Source organism: Roseibium limicola (assembly GCF_017313085.1).
Classification (GTDB): domain Bacteria; phylum Pseudomonadota; class Alphaproteobacteria; order Rhizobiales; family Stappiaceae; genus Roseibium; species Roseibium limicola.
Genome location: NZ_JAFLNF010000004.1, coordinates 1 through 15,618 on the forward strand (window position 1 = coordinate 1; position 15,618 = coordinate 15,618).

Below are 15,618 nucleotides of genomic sequence, written 5' to 3' on the forward strand. Positions count from 1 at the left end.
GTCCGTCCTCAAGCGTCCAAGCGGAAATATCACTACCGCTGGTGACAGAGGCAGCAACGCCGTTCGTACCTTCGACAGTAGCAGCGCTTGTTACGCCGGTCGTCACTTCAGCGGCTGTCTTGACAGTGTCGTCAGCGAAGTCGGACGTACCATCGAGCAGGGACTGGCCGTTGTAGCGGGTCGCTGTCGAGATGGAGTCGATTTCGTCCATCAGCTCGTCGAATTCAGCCTGAATGTATGTACGCTCGGTGTCGGTCACCGTGCCGGAAGCTGCCTGGGAGGCCAGGGTCTTCATACGTTCCAGAATGTCGGACGTGTTGGAAGCACCGGCATCGGCAGTCTGCAAAATGGAAATGCCGTGGGACGCGTTCGTCGCAGCCTGTTCCAGAGCGGTCACGTCGGAAGACAGCTTGGTGGCAATCGCCAGACCAGCTGCATCGTCGGATGCGGTGGTGATACGCGAACCGGAAGCCAGCTTGCTGAGGGACTCGGACTGCTGAGCAGAGTTCATGTTCAGGTAGCGAACAGCGGTGTTCGCTGCGGTGTTCGTCGAGATAACAGGCATTACGCACTCCAGTAACTGTTGGGGCCACGCCCCAAACATAGGCGTGGTTCAGGCACGGGATTCCGCGCACCTGTCGTTACAACGAGAGGAGTCAGTCAAATCAGGCGGTAATATAGATGTGGAATTGCTGGCTATGTTTAACGGTTTGTAAACATCGCAAGTATCTCGCCACCGTGATTTCTCAGTAGATGCCTTAGTTTTTGTCTGGCTCTCTTGAGAAGTGCTTCAACCGCAGAGACCGAAGTCTCCATGATATCCGCCACTTCTGAGTTACTCAGACCTTCTGTGTAGGACAGCACCAATGCAACGCGTTGCTGCTCTGGAAGTTCCTGAATTGCTTTGGCCAGAAGATCACTTGCTTCCTGACGTTCCAGGATGTCCATCTGGTCGCAGCTGTCGTCTTCCAGCTCGGGCAGGTCGTCCATGACCTCGACGCGGGGGCGGCGGAGCTGGTCGATGCACCGGTTGGTGACAACGCGGTAAAGCCAGGTCGAAAACTTCGCCCGGCCGGTTTCCCACTTCTCACGCTTGGTCCAGAGCTGCAAAAACGCGTCCTGCACCACATCTTCCGCATCCGTAGCGTTGTGCAGGATACGGTAGGCGACTGCGTAGCCGCGATCGACGTGACGTTCTACCAGCTCTCGAAAGGCGGTTTCGTCGTCTGACTTGATCCTGGTGAGAAGATCATCGTCGTTCATGCTACGCCACTCGGCCGCAGACAAGCGCTGGATCGCCACGTTGGCTGCCTGCCGGTCGACAGGCAGCGTTGCCGATGCATCTTCCGGATGCGCAGCTTGAGCTTGAGCCGTTGACGGGTTGGCGATGCCCATAAGGCAATCCCTTGAAAAAGTGACACTGCGGGCCCTATCGGAACCGCTTCCACTCCTTTAACGACCGCCAAAAAGAAATCAGGCGCAGTAAATGAAGTAATTTTTATATTTTTACTAGGAAATAAGTGCCTAATGCTGGGAAAATAATGCCTAGTCTCCAGTTTGATGTGCATGACTAGAAGTATTCCATAGTTAATTCTCGAAAATAAACTTCGAGATGTCCCGTGAATTTAAAAATACTGGACTGGAAGACACTCATGATCTTGGTTTTTCCAAGTGATGGCGAATATCGCCGAAGCGCGGGAACTGAAATGGTTAAGTAAGTGTTTAAACCCTATTCTCCCCTGCGGACAGGGGAGAAGCTGCCGGCTTTGCGAATTTCCAAAGAATTTACATCGTCTAACCTACCGATATCGCAGCAGGATCCAGGGGGACTATTTCCCTTCATGTCAGGTTTCATCACGGTGTTTCCCAAAAGGAAACTTTGACAGTTTTGATACAAAAAAGCCGTTGTTTGTCAGTTGTATGAGCTTAAATACAGACCAACTGGTGGGCAGAATTTGCCATCGCTTTTTTTGAAAGGCGTTCTTTTTTCGCGCCTGATCGCCGTGTGGCCGATAATTCGGGCACTGCGGCTGCGGGCAAAGCGGTTAAAGAGGAAACATTCCGGCTCACGGCATCCCATTCAAGCCTGCGCTGCCTTCCGCCGTTTTGGTTGGACTCCGCAGCGTCCTGACATCGATTGAGAGAACAAACAGATGGCTCCCCGTAAAACCCGTCGTAGTCCATTGCGCTGGCTGGCCTGGCTGCTGGTGGTCAGTGCTGTGGTGGCAGCCGTATTGTGGCAAAGGGGCACGTTTACCCCGGAGGACCCGACAGCCAGCTTGCTGACCGCGAAAGCCAAAAGAGCCGACATCGAGGAAACCGTGCTGGCCACTGGCATCATACGTCCCAGCACGCTGGTCGCGGTCGGGGCTCAGGTGTCGGGACGGATCACCGGCGTGCATGTCGTGATCGGCGATAAGGTAGAGGCGGGGGAGTTGGTCGCAGAGATCGACAGCGTCACCCAGGTCAATGATCTGCGCACGGCAGAAGCCTCCCTTGCACAAGTCAAGGCACAGCTGGTTGAGCGGCAGGCTGATCTGGGGCTCTCGCGTCAGGTGTTCGAACGCCAGAAAACCCTGTCGAGCCAAAACGCCACGGCGGTCTCCGAACTGCAATCCGCAGAGGCTGACGTCAAGGTCGTCGAAGCCCAGATTGCTGCGTTGGAGGCGCAGGTCGATGCGGCAGAAGTCGCGGTGGAAACGGCCGAGGCCAATCTCGACTACACCCGGATCACCGCGCCCAAGGCGGGCACCGTTCTGGCCATCGTCAACCAGGAAGGTCAGACCGTGAATGCCGCCCAGTCCGCCCCGACAATCGTGGTTCTGGGGGATCTCTCGGTGATGACAGTGCGCGCAGAAATCTCCGAGGCGGATGTGGTCAACGTCAGTCCGGGACAGCCCGTCCGCTTCACCATCATCGGCGAGCCGGAAAAGAGTTATTCCTCCACGCTGGAGAGCATTGAGCCTGCGCCGGAAAGTATTACCTCTGACAGCGCCATCTCCTCTGACAGCTCTTCCAGTACCGACACTTCAGCCATCTATTACAACGGCATTTTTCACGTAGAGAACCCGGAAGGGCGGTTGCGCACCTACATGACGGCTGAGGTGGAGGTCATCCTCGGTCAGGCGCAGGACGTGGTGACTGTGCCGTCGACAGCGCTGCGCACGACCGCTTCCGGCACCAACACCGTCATGGTGGTGAGTGCTGACAAGCGGATGCAGGAGCGGGACGTCACCGTTGGGCTGAATGACAAGGTCAACGCCGAGATCACGACCGGACTGGACCCTGACGAAACCGTGGTCATCGGCGAAGGGGCAACGACCGTGTCCTCCGGTGGCGAAATGCGCGGCCCCCCGATGGGGCTGTGAGGTGAAATCAATGGTGACCAAGAAAATGAGTGACACGGTTCTGGAACTCCGTGGCATCAGCCGCGCATTTCCCGCAGGCGACGGCGAGGTGGAAGTGCTGTCGGCTGTCGATCTGGACATTGGCCGGGGCGAGTTTGTTGCGATTATCGGCCAGTCCGGGTCAGGCAAATCCACCTTGATGAATATTCTCGGATGTCTCGACCGCCCGAGCCAGGGTAGCTACCGGGTGGAGGGCCAGGTAACAGGGGATCTTGAGGCTGATCAGCTGGCCCGCCTGCGGCGCGAGCATTTCGGTTTCATCTTCCAGCGCTATCACCTGTTGAATGAGCTGACGGCGTTGGAGAATGTCGAAATGCCGGCCATCTACGCCGGGGTGGCATCCGGTGCACGTGAACAGCGGGCCTCGGACCTTTTGACCCGCTTCGGATTGGAAGATCGGCAAGAGCACCGCCCCGGTCAGCTTTCGGGTGGTCAGCAGCAGCGGGTTTCCATCGCCCGTGCTTTGATGAACGGCGGCGATATCATTCTGGCTGATGAGCCAACCGGCGCACTCGACAGTCGCAGCGGCGAAGAAGTGCTTGCCGTTTTGAAGGAGCTTCACGCCTTCGGCCGCACCATCATTCTTGTCACCCATGATGCTTCGGTCGCAGCCATGGCGGAACGTGTGATCGAGATCAAGGATGGTCGCATTCTGTCGGACACGACGAACAGGCCTTCAAGCCCTGAGGCTTCAAGTTCGTCCACCACCGGCATAGACATACCGGCTCAGTCGAAACCAATGGCGGAGGCCCCCTCATCGCCGGCCAAATCGGGGATCTTTGCCAGTCTGCGGGGGCAGGTCGACCGGGTGGGGGAATCCTTCAAGATGGCGCTGCGCTCCATGCAGGCGCATCGGGTTCGTGCGGTTTTGACCATGCTCGGCATCATCATCGGCATTGCATCGGTGGTCTGCGTCGTGGCACTTGGCGCGGGCTCGCAGCAAAAGGTTCTGGCCAACATCTCAAGCCTTGGTACCAACACGCTGGAGATCTTTCCCGGCAAAAGCTTCGGCGACGTTCGCTCGGGCAAGATCACCACACTGACGGTGGCCGATGCGGATCAGTTGGCCAAACAGTCCTATGTGGTGGCGGTCACGCCGACCGTCTCAACCAGCTCCACCATGCGCTACCGGGGGCAGGAAGCCTCGGCTCAGGTCAGTGGTGTTGGCGCCGGGTACTTTGACGCGAAAGGCGCCAAGGTGCTGGCTGGCAGCTTCTTTGATGCATCCAGCGTCAAGCGCCGTGCGCAAGAGGCAGTGATTGATGAAAACACGCTGGACGCCCTGTTTGACGGTGAAGCGGACGCGGCTCTCGGATCAACCATACTTCTGGGAGATGTGCCGGCGAAAGTCATTGGCGTGATGGAACAGCAGCAAGGCGGGTTTGGCGGCAGTCAGAACCTGTCGGTTTATCTACCCTACACGACGTTGCAGACCCGGATGCTGGGTGACATGAGCTTGCGCAGCATCACCGTGCGGATGACCGAGGAGGTGGAAAGTTCGATTGTCGAGCAGGCGGTGACGGATTTCCTTACCCGCCGCCACGGCACCAAGGACTTTTTCATCCTCAACACCGACGACATACGCGAGACCATCACCGCGACCACCCAGACGCTGACACTTCTGGTGGCGGCGATTGCGGTCATCTCGTTGTTCGTTGGCGGCATTGGAGTGATGAACATCATGCTTGTCACCGTCTCGGAGCGTGTCAATGAGATCGGGGTGCGCATGGCTGTTGGTGCCCGGCAGGGGGATATCCTTCAGCAGTTCCTTATCGAGGCTGTGCTGGTTTGTGTGGTTGGCGGGGTGCTGGGCATTCTGGTGGCCTTGGGCTTTGGCTTTCTGTTTTCGCTTCTCGGCTCCAGCTTCCAGCTGATCTACTCATCGACCTCGATGATTGCGGCGGTTAGCGTTTCCAGCCTGATCGGCATCGTCTTTGGCTATTTGCCGGCGCGTAACGCCTCACGGCTGGATCCGGTGGCAGCCCTGTCTGGCGGGTGACCATGCTTGTCCCTCAAGAAAAAAGCCCGACGGATCGCTCCGCCGGGCTTTTTCTGTTTTTAAGGCTCGGTTCGGCTGTTAGCCGTAGACCAGCCTCGGCAGCCAGGTGACGATGTCCGGGAACATCATGCACAGCACCAGCCCGACGATCTGCAGCGCCAGGAACGGCAACGCAGACTTGAAGATATCGGTCATCGGGATCTCCGGGGGGGCAACGCCGCGCAGGTAGAACAGCGCATAGCCGAATGGTGGCGACAAGAAGCTCATCTGCATGTTGACCAGGTAGAGCACCCCGAACCACAGCACCAGATCATCCGGATTGTCGAGCCCGAAGGAGGCCGCGCCAAGCGCCTTGATGATCGGCACGAAGATCGGCACGCAGAGCAGCAGGATGCCGACCCAGTCGAGGAACATGCCCAGGACCACCAGCACCACCTGCATGATGATCAGGATGCCCCAGGGGCCAAGGCCGGTTGCTTCCAGAGCGCCTTGAACGAACTGCTGCCCGCCTTCGAGAACATAAAGTCCGACGAAGATGGTGGCGCCGAACATGATCCAGATCACCATGGCCGAAGCCTTCAAGGTGGTGATCGAAGCCTCACGCAGGGTCTGCCAGTCCAGGTTCCGGTGAATGGCCGCCACGATGATGGCGCCGAAAGTGCCGATGCCGGCGGCCTCCACGGGCGTTGCCACGCCGGTGAAGATGACCCCGAGCACGATGGCAATCAGCGCAATAGGGGCCGACATGTTGGACATCAACCGCACCTTCTCCTTGAAGGAGATGCGTTCTTCCACCGGGATCGGCGGACCTTTGGAAGGGTCTATGGTGCAGACGATGATGACGTAGGCAATGTACATGCCTGACAGCAACAACCCCGGCACAACCGCGCCGATGAACAGTTCCCCAACCGATTGCTCGGCCACGACAGCATAGATGATGGCCAGAATCGACGGTGGAATCAGGATGCCGAGCGTGCCGCCCGCCATGATCGAGCCCATGGCAATCTTTGGATCATAATTCCGCTTCAGCATGGCAGGCAGGGCGATGATGCCCATGGTCACCACAGCCGCTCCGATGACGCCGACCATCGCGGCCAGCACGGTGGAGGCGATGATCGTTGCAGCCGCAAGACCGCCTTTGACGCCGCCAAGCACCTTGTAGATGACATCAAACATCTCGTTGATGATGCCCGCCCTCTCCAGCATCGATGCCATGAAGATGAAGAGGGGGATCGCCGACAACTGATAGTTGGTCATCAGCGGGAAAATCCGCGAGGGCACGATGTTGAGCGCTCGCTCGTCTCCCAGAATGAACAGGAAGACACATGCGAGTCCCCCCGTGACGAAGGCCAACGGCAGGCCTGCCATGAGCAGGACCAGCAGTGAGCCGAACATGATGAGTGTCAGCCACTCAATTCCGATATCGAGTCCCATGCCTTAAGCCTTATCCATGACCCTGCGCAGATCCTGCGCGAATTTTGAGATGCCCTGCAGCAAAAGCAGCAGGCCGCCCACCACCATGACCCACTTCATCGGCCAAAGCGGAACTTCCCATTCGTTGAAGCTGATCTCACCCCAGCGGATGCTCGGATCGGTCCATTGACCGAGGTTCAGTCCGGCCACCATTTCGCCAAAGCTCAGCTCGCCGCGTGCCCAGTCGGAGATGACCGAGTTGCCCGAAGGCACCGCGATAGCGTCAAAGGCAAAGATGTAGGACGTGCCGAGAAGAGTGGCGGCAAAAATGAAGAAGAACACGGATGTCAGAAGGTCGACGACGGCTTTGCGTCGGCGCGACAGCGGTGCGTAGAAGATGTCCACCCGCACATGCGCCTCCGTCAGCGCCGCATAGGCCCCGGCAATGAGATATTGCATGCCGAACATAAGATACATGGCCTCATGCGCCCAGTTCGTCGGGCTGTTGAAGACGTATCGTCCCATCACCTCGAAATAGTAGACGATGACCGCGATGACGGCCCAGTAGCTGACGAACTCACCACAGAACAGCGACAACTGGTCGATCTTGCCGGTCCATCCTGTGGAGACGAAGCGGGAATCTTCCTGCCGTTCTTCGGCTTCCATCTTTTTCAGAGCCTTTTCGACTTCTGTCAGCTCAGGTTCCGGCGGGATCTGGGCATTGGCCCGGCGCACCAGACCCGGCAACAGGACGGCGTCGATCACCACACCGGCCATCAGCACCCAGAAGGCGTATTTGGCAAAGTCAGCCCAGAAGTTCAGGTCGGCAACGGCCTTTTCTACCGCCGGACGTGCTGTTTCCAGCCCGGCCTCGGCCTCGGCCAGACGCTCACGTCCCTGTTCGATGCGTTGCTCGGCGCGGTCAACATTGCGCTGCGCACGACGCTCGCGAATGCTGCCTTCTTCAACTTCGGCCAGCTCCGCCCGCAAGGCAGGAAGGTCGGCTTCTGCTGCCGTGACACGGTCGCCTTCTCGGCTCAACGTGCGTTCCGCCTGGCGCACCAGGTTGCTCATGTCAGAGACCGTCGAACGGGCGTCCTGCCCCTGCGCATTGGCAAACAGAATACAGATGAAGACCGGGATATAGACCAGCCCGAGGAGGCTCTTCAGATAGAGCCTGTGCAGGCCCAGAATGCCCCCGGTAATCAGGATGAAATATCCCAGAACGAGTGAATACCGGCGTTCTTTCGGTTTTGGCCGTCTCGCCAGTGCTGCCGCGACGATCGGAAAGACGATCAGTCCGACCCAATAGGCCCAGTGCGGCAATGTGAAATCCAAGTGAGGCATGCCTCTACCTTCCCCAGGGGCACGCGGCCCAGGTTGAGTTACAGCGGGCCCGCGCAGTAATCCGCGCGAGCCCGGTCTTCAAGTTGCGAAGTAGGGAACCTTAGAGGTCCAGTTCGTAGCCTTCGACCAGGTCAGGCTGCACGTAGCCGAGCGAGCCGGACATCATGTAGTCGAGCTGGATCTTGAAGATCCGCGCCGCGTTCGGGTCGCGGTTTGCATAGGCAAACCAGATCGGAATGGCGACTTCGGTCATCAGTTCCACGTCGTCCTGGCTGAGGCGCGATACTTCGGTGCCATCGGCCTCGAACTTCGCCCAGGACTCCTGATCGGCCTTCTGGATCGCGGCATGGTGCATGTCGGAATAGACGTGCGTTTCCATTTCCACGAAGGTCTTCATCTGCGGGCTCAGTTCCTGCCAGGCGCGCTCGCCGACGGTGATGTCCATCAGATCGACCGGCTGATACAGCGACATGAAGCCTGGAGGGCCCATGGAGATGTACTTGGTCACCTGGCTGAAGCCGAGGGAGTAGTTCACGGCCGGACCGACGTAATCGGCGGCATCGATGGTGCCTTTTTCAAGGGCGGGGAAGATTTCGGAACCCGGCAGAACCGTAGTTTCTGCACCCAGTTCGCTGAAGACTTCGGCCACCATGCCGCCTGGCATGCGCATTTTCAGGCCGCGGAAGTCGTCGACGGAGCGGATCGGCACCTTCGAGTGGATGATGTTCGGGCCGTGATGGATCGGACCGACGAAATGCATGCCCTGAGCCGCATAGAGCTCACGGGCAATTTCGAGACCGCCGAGCGCATAGTAGAAGACGTCCCACTCATGCGGGTTGCGCAGGCCCAGCGGATAGCTGGTCAGGAATGTTGCAGCCGGAATGATGCCCTGAGCGTAAATGGTGAAAGGGTTCACCGCGTCCAAGACGCCATTTTTAACAGCATCGTAAAGCTGGAAGTCGCCAACGACGTCATTGGCACCGAACGGCTGGAACGCCAGTTCGCCACCGGTCTTTTCTTCGATGGTGCCGCACCAGTCCTTGAACGTCTGCAGTCCGATACCGCCGGTGTGGCTGGTCTGGATCTTCCAGGTCTTGGTGGCACCTTGTGCGGATGCGATATGCGGTGCTGCAAGTGTTGCAGCTCCTGCGGCACCAGCACCGGCAAGGCTCCGCAAAGCCTGTCTGCGGGTTGTAAGATTTTTCATGCTTTCCTCCCATTAGGCCAGGGAGGGGAAATCCCGGTCAAAGCATCCAGTGAGCAAGACGGAAGTTCCTCCTAAACTTTCGTCTACACAGGTGCTGACGGTACAGTGCTGAAAGTGCTTTCATTCCTCCAAACGAAAGCAGCAGCACTCGGAAGTTTCCTCCCCAGCGAGAGTTAGTCTACATCACTTCCCCCGCCCCGCAAGCAGTAGGATGGTTTGATACATTTATGCTTTCAGGGAACAAGTGAGGGATGCAATTGCCTCGAATGCAATAATCGGTTGGATTTCTAAGGCGGTGGTGTTGCAGGTTGAATCGGCTCTCCAGCTGCCCTGATTGCTTAACCTTCTCAAATCCGTGGCAGCGACAGAACGGCGTGGAGGCCGGGGGTGTTGGGGGAGAAGTGAATGTTGCCGCCGTGCTGTCGGGCGATTGCGCGGGCAATCGACAGGCCGAGACCGACGCCACCAGTCTCCCGGCTGCGCGACTGCTCCAGCCTATAGAACGGGGCGAACACCTGTTCGATCTCCTCCAGCGGGATGCCTGGCCCCTGATCGTCGACGCAAATGTCCACGCTGTTGCCGGTGAGAGCCAGCGAAACGGTGGCGCTGTCTGCATATCGGCAGGCGTTCTCGATGAGATTGCGGACGGCCCGCTTGAGGCCATCGGGACGGCAGCGGTAGGCGATAACGCCGCTGTCGACAAAGGCGATGTCGTGCCCGAGTTCGGCCATGTCGTCGCACAGGCTTCCAACCAGTGCCCCGAGGTCGACATTGCGCGTGTCTTCGACAGCCGCATCGTTTTTGGAAAACGTCAGTGTCGCGGCGGTCATCGCCTGCATTTCCTCGATGGTCTCGACCATCCTGGCTTTCAGCTCCTCGTCGGCTACAAGTTCCGTTCGCAGCCGGAGGGTGGTCAGAGGCGTGCGGAGGTCGTGCCCGATGGCGGCCAGCATGCGCGTCCTGTCATCGATGAAGCGATGCAGCCGGTGCTGCATCTGGTTGAAGGCCACACAGAGATTGCGGATGTCATCAGACCCGCGCTCTGTCACGGGGGAAACGCCTTCACCGCGCCCAAGACCTTCTGCGGCCTGGGCCAGAGCCTGCAGGGGGCGGGCGATCCGCCGGGTGGAGATGAAGCCGAAGAGGCACAGGACGAGCGCGGCGGCGATGGTCGAGGCAAGGGACTCAATCGTACCGAGATCCGGAATGTGGGATTTGTAGAAGACCGCGTTCAGCCACGCGCCATTTGGCAGGGGAACGACCAGCCCCATCCCGATCTCATCGGCAAACGGCAGAACGCTTGCCGGGATGGCGTATGTCCACAACGGGTTGTCCAGATCGGACCATCCGGCGAAGGGCTTGTTGCGGATGTGTTCGATGACCGCCTCGTCTTCGGCTTGATCTGCCAGGGCCTTCGGATTGGTCATGATGTTCGAGAGCGGTTCAAGCAGATGAGAACGCGCGTTGAAGTACCATGTCCGGCCCTCCGGGCGGGGGTCGTCCGGCGTCGTCCAGAAGCGGGTATGCATTGTGGCGCTGGCTTGCAGAACATTGCGCTGCAAGTCGTCCGGCATGGTCTGAATCACTTCGCTCAGAGTGGCTGTGCGGCTGACAAACTCGCTTTGTGCGGCTTCTTTCAGGGCCGCCCGGCGATTGGTCCAGGAGATGCCGAAACCGATCGTTTGTCCGATGACCAGGGCTATCAGCATCAAGCCGATGATCTGGCGCCCCAGGCTGCGGCTCCACCATGCGGTCACTTGGTTTCGACGTCCGCTGCGAAGCTGTATCCGCCGCCCCAGTGTGTCTGAATGATCGTTGGGCATTTTGGATTTGCCTCGATTTTCTTGCGCAGCCGGCTCACCTGGTTGTCGATGCTCCGGTCGAAGGGTTCGGATTGCCGCCCGACTGTCAGGTCAAGCAGCTTCTCGCGGGTCAGGACTGCACGCGGGTGCTCCAGAAACACCTTGAGCAGCCGAAATTCCACGGTGCTGAGGGCGACGCTCAGGCCGGTGGGGCTTTCCAGCTCCCGCCGCTTCATGTCCAGAGTCCACTGGTCGAAGGCGATGATTTCCTTGTCGTATTTTCCGCGACTGACCGGCATGCTCTCCGACCGCCGTAACACGGCCTTGATGCGTGCCAGGATTTCACGTGGGTTGAATGGCTTGGCGATGTAATCGTCCGCCCCCATTTCCAGCCCAAGGATGCGATCCGTGTCATCTGCGAGCGCCGTCAGGAAGATCACCGGTATCTGGGTGTCGGCCCGGAGCTTGCGGCAAATATCCAGGCCGTCCTCACCGGGCATCATGACGTCCAGCACGATCAGATCCGGCGCGCTGTGCCGCAGGATCTTGCGAAGCGCGGCAGCGTTTTCGGCCAAACTCACCCGGTAGCCGTGGCGGGAGAGATACTCTCCGACCAGATCGCGGATATCCCGATGGTCATCGACGATGATGATGTGCGGCGTGTCTTTCATGGTGCTCGTTTGATGTTGGTCCAGACCAAAAGATAGCGGGTCACTGGACAACAAGCATCGCAGTATTTGTATCAAACTGCGTCAAGCCACACAGCTCTCTGGCATCAGCCTTAAGCGACAATGAACGTCTGCCGGGCGAAGCTGTTGGATCTTTCTAAATGTCAGGATTTTCCTTGTGTTTTCGGTGCTGCCTCACACGATGGGCCCCGCGAAAAGTGCTGATGTCAGGCGCTGGGCAGTGCGGTGTTCATGGTCTTGCATGGCGGTGTTTTGATGGCGTTTGTCCAAGCTTGGCTTGCGACAAACGCTACAAGTTTCGGGTCTTCCGGCACACCTGTGTGAAGCACGCCCTCTAAAACACGAAGCTGAACAAGGGCCTGCCAGTTCGGCAAATCCGATGGCGCGGCCGAACAGCTGAGGGATTGTTTGATGACAATCGAATTCGAACTGAATGGCAAGGCCGTCACCTATTCCGGGGATCCCGACACCCCATTGCTGTGGGCCTTGCGGGACGACTTTGGTCTCAAGGGAACCAAATACGGCTGTGGCGTTGCCCAATGTGGGGCTTGCACCGTGCATGTCGATGGCATGAACCGGCGCGCCTGTGTCGCGCCTGTCTCTTCCATGGAAGGGCGCTCTGTAACGTCCATCGAGGGGTTGACCGGTGCCGTCGCAGAGGCTGTTCAAGGCGCTTGGGTGGCGCTCAACGTGCCCCAGTGCGGCTATTGTCAATCCGGACAGATCATGTCCGCCATTGGACTTCTTGGACTGATCGAAGACCCCAGCGATGCGGACATCGATGCGGCTATGGCTGGAAACATCTGCCGCTGTGTCACCTACGGACGTATCCGCAGTGCCATTCTGCAGGCAGCACAGAAAGTGAAGGCCTGACATGACCAGCCATTTGACACGTCGTTCCTTTCTTGCACGGGCGGGTACGGAACTCGTCATTGCTGTGGTGTTGCCGAGCCTGGCACGGGCACAGGCGATCCGCCGGATGACCCCGGCCGAAATGCGGGAGGCGCCGGCTGCACCCAGTGCGTTCTTGCGGATCGGCGAAGATGACAGCGTCACCGTGATCTCCAAGCACATCGAGTTTGGCCAGGGAACGTTTACCGGTCTCGCCATGCTGGCGGCCGAAGAACTGGATGCGGACTGGAGCCAGATGCGGGTCGAGGCGGCTCCTTCGGAAGTCACGCTCTATGCCAATTTGAACATGGGCATGCAGGGCACGGGTGGCTCTTCGGCGATGGCCAACAGCTACTATCAGATGCGCAAGGCAGGCGCTGCCGCGCGCAGCATGCTGGTGGCTGCCGCCGCGCAGGAGTGGAATGTTCAGGTTAAGGAGATTCTGGTCGAGCGCGGCGTGATTTCTCATGCAGCCAGCGGGCGCTCGTCCGGTTTTGGTGCGTTTGCCACACTGGCCGCCACGATGCCGTTGATGCTGCAACCCGACCTCAAGGATCCGGAGACATTTCGGCTGATTGGCACGGACCTGCCACGCATCGACGGTGACGAAAAGTCGACGGGCAAGGCAGTCTACTCGATTGATGTCGAACGTGAAAACATGGTGCAGAGCGCTGTTCTGCATCCGCCGGTCTTTGGCGCCACGCTCAAGCAACTGGATGCAGCGGCGGCTGATGCAATACCAGGTGTTCTGGCCACGGTTCAGCTTGACCGGGGTGTTGGCGTGATCGCTCAGACGCGGTTCGCCGCCCAGCGGGGTGTCGCAGCGCTTCAAGCCGACTGGGACATGTCTGCGGCTGAAACGCGCTCAAGCGAGGAGATGTTTCGCACCTATGCGGAGGCCACGAAGACACCCGGCGCCGACACCGAAACCCGTGGTCTGGGTGCCAAGGGCCTGGAGGGTACGGTCAGGCAGGTGGAGGCGGAGTACCGGTTTCCGTTCCTGGCACACGCCCCGATGGAACCGATGGGCGCGGTTGTCGATGTGCAGTCTGAGAAAGCCGAATTCTGGATGGGCAGTCAGCTTGTCACCCGCGACAAGACCGAGATCGTCAAGGTTCTCGGGATGCAGCCCGAGCAGGTCGATATCCATACGATGTTTGCCGGCGGCAGCTTTGGTCGTCTGGGAACGCCTGACGCCGAGTTTGCTGCCGAAGTGGCTGCCATCGGCAAGGCCTGGGGCAAGGGACCGGTCAAGCACCTCTGGAGTCGCGAGAACGACATTCGTGGCGGGCGCTACCGGCCGATGTCAGTCCACCGGCTGCGCGGCGGCATCGATGAGAAGGGCAATGTGACCGCATGGGATCAAGTGATTGCCATTCAGTCGTTCCTGAAGGGGACAGCCTTTGACGGTGCCGTACGCAACGGCGTCGACCGGTCGGCAGTTGAGGGCGCGCGCGGCGTCGCGTACGACATTCCCAATTTCCACGTCGGCTTGCACCTGATGGAAAACGGTGTCACCGGCAATTTTTGGCGTTCAGTCGGAAGCAGCCACACCTGTTTTGCCGTCGAGACGTTTCTTGATGAGCTGTTTGCTCTGGGCGGGGTGGACCCGGTTCAGGGGCGCCTGTCCTTGATCAGCGACGAAGAAACCCGGTTGCGAAACGTGCTTGAGCGGGCCGCCGACATGGCGGACTGGTCTGGTGTTGAAGGCAAACCGGGCCGGGCGTTGGGGGTGGCTATCGTCAAATGCTTCAGAAGCTACGTTGCCGAAATCGTCGAAGTCTCGCGCGGTGAGGATAGTCTGCCGAAAGTCCACAAGGTCTGGTGCGCCGTAGATTGCGGGGTTGCGATCAATCCCGATGTGATCCGGGCGCAGATGGAGGGCGGCATCGGCTTTGCCCTTGGCGCGGCCATGTACAGCGAAATCACGATCGGAGCGGGCGGACGCCCGGAACAGGGCAATTTTGACCTCTTTCGCTCCATCCGCATGTCTGAAATGCCGGAGATCGAGGTGTCTATCGTCAAGTCCACCGCCGATCCGACTGGTGTGGGGGAGCCAGGGGTTCCACCGATTGCACCGGCGGTCGCCAACGCCTGGCGGGCACTTACCGGCAAAAGCATCCGGACCCTTCCGTTTTCCCGAGGAGTGATGGCATGAGACCGTGGATCAATCGTCGTGTGATCACGACAACCGCTTTCGTCCTGGCTGGAGCATTCGCCTATATCAACCTCGACTACTCCATTGCCTATTCGCTGGGGGGAAAGATGGTTGACCGACACGAGGAGCGCTTGCGTGGCCCCGAGGCGTTCTCCGACATTCCCGATAACGCTGAACGCTCAGAAGCGCTGTTTCGGGAAATGGGCAAGGTGATCGAAAGCCCGCGCTGCATGAATTGCCATCCAAAGGCCGACAGCCCGACACAGCGTGAGGGCAGGCCGCACACACCGCCTGTCACGCGCGGCGTCGGCGGCATGGGCGCAGAAGGCTTGCAGTGTTCGACCTGCCACGGCGAGGAGAACGTCACCTTCACCAACGGTGAAGGCAGCATTCCCGGTCATCCCGCCTGGCATCTCGCGCCCGCGACCATGGCCTGGCAGGGCAGCAGCCTGAAAGGGATCTGCGAGCAGTTGAGAGACCCGGAGCGCAACGGCGACCGCAGCTTGGACGAGTTGGTGGAGCACAACAGCGAAGACACGCTGGTCGGCTGGGCCTGGACCCCCGGGGTCGGGCGGGAACCCGCGCCTGGCACGCAGGAACTGTTCGGCGCTCTCACTCGGGCCTGGGTGGACAGCGGCGCTGTTTGTCCGGGAACGGCCGGCTGAGGGTGATAAGGCGAAGCAGTCAGACTAGCCTTTGATTCCC

12 protein-coding genes are annotated in these 15,618 nt (G+C 59.3%); 5 read left to right on the top strand and 7 right to left on the bottom strand.

Going from position 1 to position 15,618, the window contains the following annotated elements; all coding sequences use genetic code 11:
• Together J0X15_RS09840 and J0X15_RS09845 are read right to left on the bottom strand one after the other, a co-directional pair.
• A partial coding sequence (locus J0X15_RS09840; RefSeq protein WP_206940252.1) for a flagellin occupies nucleotides 1-565 on the bottom strand: 565 nt, incomplete at its 3' end.
• Nucleotides 566-702: 137 nt separating this feature from the next.
• Nucleotides 703-1,395: an RNA polymerase sigma factor gene (locus tag J0X15_RS09845; RefSeq protein WP_206940254.1), complete on the bottom strand. Its 693-nt coding sequence runs from the start codon at nucleotides 1,393-1,395 to the stop codon at nucleotides 703-705.
• A gap of 758 nt (nucleotides 1,396-2,153) precedes the next feature.
• Here J0X15_RS09845 and J0X15_RS09850 point away from each other — a divergent pair.
• Both J0X15_RS09850 and J0X15_RS09855 read left to right on the top strand, forming a co-directional pair.
• Nucleotides 2,154-3,368 (top strand): efflux RND transporter periplasmic adaptor subunit, encoded by a 1,215-nt coding sequence (locus J0X15_RS09850; RefSeq protein ID WP_206940255.1) that lies wholly within the window; start codon nucleotides 2,154-2,156, stop codon nucleotides 3,366-3,368.
• A 25-nt stretch (nucleotides 3,369-3,393) separates the two neighbouring features.
• Nucleotides 3,394-5,406 carry a MacB family efflux pump subunit gene (locus J0X15_RS09855; protein WP_206940976.1) on the top strand — a complete coding sequence of 671 codons (2,013 nt, stop codon included), beginning with the start codon at nucleotides 3,394-3,396 and terminating at the stop codon, nucleotides 5,404-5,406.
• Nucleotides 5,407-5,484: 78 nt separating this feature from the next.
• Here J0X15_RS09855 and J0X15_RS09860 read toward each other — a convergent pair whose 3' ends face one another.
• The 5 genes from J0X15_RS09860 to J0X15_RS09880 form a co-directional block, all read right to left on the bottom strand.
• Nucleotides 5,485-6,840, bottom strand: a complete 1,356-nt coding sequence (locus tag J0X15_RS09860; protein WP_206940257.1) for a TRAP transporter large permease — start codon at nucleotides 6,838-6,840, stop codon at nucleotides 5,485-5,487.
• 3 nt (nucleotides 6,841-6,843) lie between these two features.
• On the bottom strand, nucleotides 6,844-8,166 hold the full coding sequence (locus J0X15_RS09865) for a TRAP transporter small permease subunit (RefSeq protein ID WP_206940259.1): 1,323 nt from the start codon (nucleotides 8,164-8,166) through the stop codon (nucleotides 6,844-6,846).
• A gap of 100 nt (nucleotides 8,167-8,266) precedes the next feature.
• The gene (gene dctP, locus J0X15_RS09870) at nucleotides 8,267-9,373 is read right to left on the bottom strand and encodes a TRAP transporter substrate-binding protein DctP (RefSeq protein WP_206940261.1); all 1,107 of its coding nucleotides are present in this window, start codon (nucleotides 9,371-9,373) and stop codon (nucleotides 8,267-8,269) included.
• A 347-nt stretch (nucleotides 9,374-9,720) separates the two neighbouring features.
• Entirely contained in the window at nucleotides 9,721-11,130 is a 1,410-nt protein-coding gene (locus tag J0X15_RS20025; RefSeq protein ID WP_331461903.1) for an ATP-binding protein, read from the bottom strand.
• Entirely contained in the window at nucleotides 11,127-11,846 is a 720-nt protein-coding gene (locus J0X15_RS09880; RefSeq protein ID WP_206940263.1) for a response regulator, read from the bottom strand. The genes J0X15_RS20025 and J0X15_RS09880 overlap by 4 nt, the downstream gene beginning before the upstream one ends.
• A 429-nt stretch (nucleotides 11,847-12,275) precedes the next feature.
• Between J0X15_RS09880 and J0X15_RS09885 the strand changes: the two genes are divergently transcribed.
• The 3 genes from J0X15_RS09885 to J0X15_RS09895 are packed head-to-tail and all read left to right on the top strand — an operon-like array spanning nucleotide 12,276 to nucleotide 15,578.
• Entirely contained in the window at nucleotides 12,276-12,737 is a 462-nt protein-coding gene (locus J0X15_RS09885) for a (2Fe-2S)-binding protein (protein ID WP_206940265.1), read from the top strand.
• 1 nt (nucleotide 12,738) lies between these two features.
• Entirely contained in the window at nucleotides 12,739-14,913 is a 2,175-nt protein-coding gene (locus J0X15_RS09890; protein WP_206940267.1) for a xanthine dehydrogenase family protein molybdopterin-binding subunit, read from the top strand.
• Nucleotides 14,910-15,578 (top strand): Isoquinoline 1-oxidoreductase subunit, encoded by a 669-nt coding sequence (locus tag J0X15_RS09895; protein WP_209015240.1) that lies wholly within the window; start codon nucleotides 14,910-14,912, stop codon nucleotides 15,576-15,578. Before J0X15_RS09890 ends, J0X15_RS09895 begins: the two co-directional genes overlap by 4 nt.
• Nucleotides 15,579-15,618 lie beyond the last annotated feature (40 nt).

What these genes read in the sequence shown, in the direction of transcription:
- J0X15_RS09845 (WP_206940254.1), bottom strand. Translation starts at nt 1,395, where the DNA reads ATGGGCATCGCCAACCCGTCAACGGCTCAAGCTCAAGCTGCGCATCCG.
- J0X15_RS09850 (WP_206940255.1), top strand. Translation starts at nt 2,154, where the DNA reads ATGGCTCCCCGTAAAACCCGTCGTAGTCCATTGCGCTGGCTGGCCTGG.
- J0X15_RS09855 (WP_206940976.1), top strand. Translation starts at nt 3,394, where the DNA reads ATGAGTGACACGGTTCTGGAACTCCGTGGCATCAGCCGCGCATTTCCC.
- J0X15_RS09860 (WP_206940257.1), bottom strand. Translation starts at nt 6,840, where the DNA reads ATGGGACTCGATATCGGAATTGAGTGGCTGACACTCATCATGTTCGGC.
- J0X15_RS09865 (WP_206940259.1), bottom strand. Translation starts at nt 8,166, where the DNA reads ATGCCTCACTTGGATTTCACATTGCCGCACTGGGCCTATTGGGTCGGA.
- dctP (WP_206940261.1), bottom strand. Translation starts at nt 9,373, where the DNA reads ATGAAAAATCTTACAACCCGCAGACAGGCTTTGCGGAGCCTTGCCGGT.
- J0X15_RS09880 (WP_206940263.1), bottom strand. Translation starts at nt 11,846, where the DNA reads ATGAAAGACACGCCGCACATCATCATCGTCGATGACCATCGGGATATC.
- J0X15_RS09885 (WP_206940265.1), top strand. Translation starts at nt 12,276, where the DNA reads ATGACAATCGAATTCGAACTGAATGGCAAGGCCGTCACCTATTCCGGG.
- J0X15_RS09890 (WP_206940267.1), top strand. Translation starts at nt 12,739, where the DNA reads ATGACCAGCCATTTGACACGTCGTTCCTTTCTTGCACGGGCGGGTACG.
- J0X15_RS09895 (WP_209015240.1), top strand. Translation starts at nt 14,910, where the DNA reads ATGAGACCGTGGATCAATCGTCGTGTGATCACGACAACCGCTTTCGTC.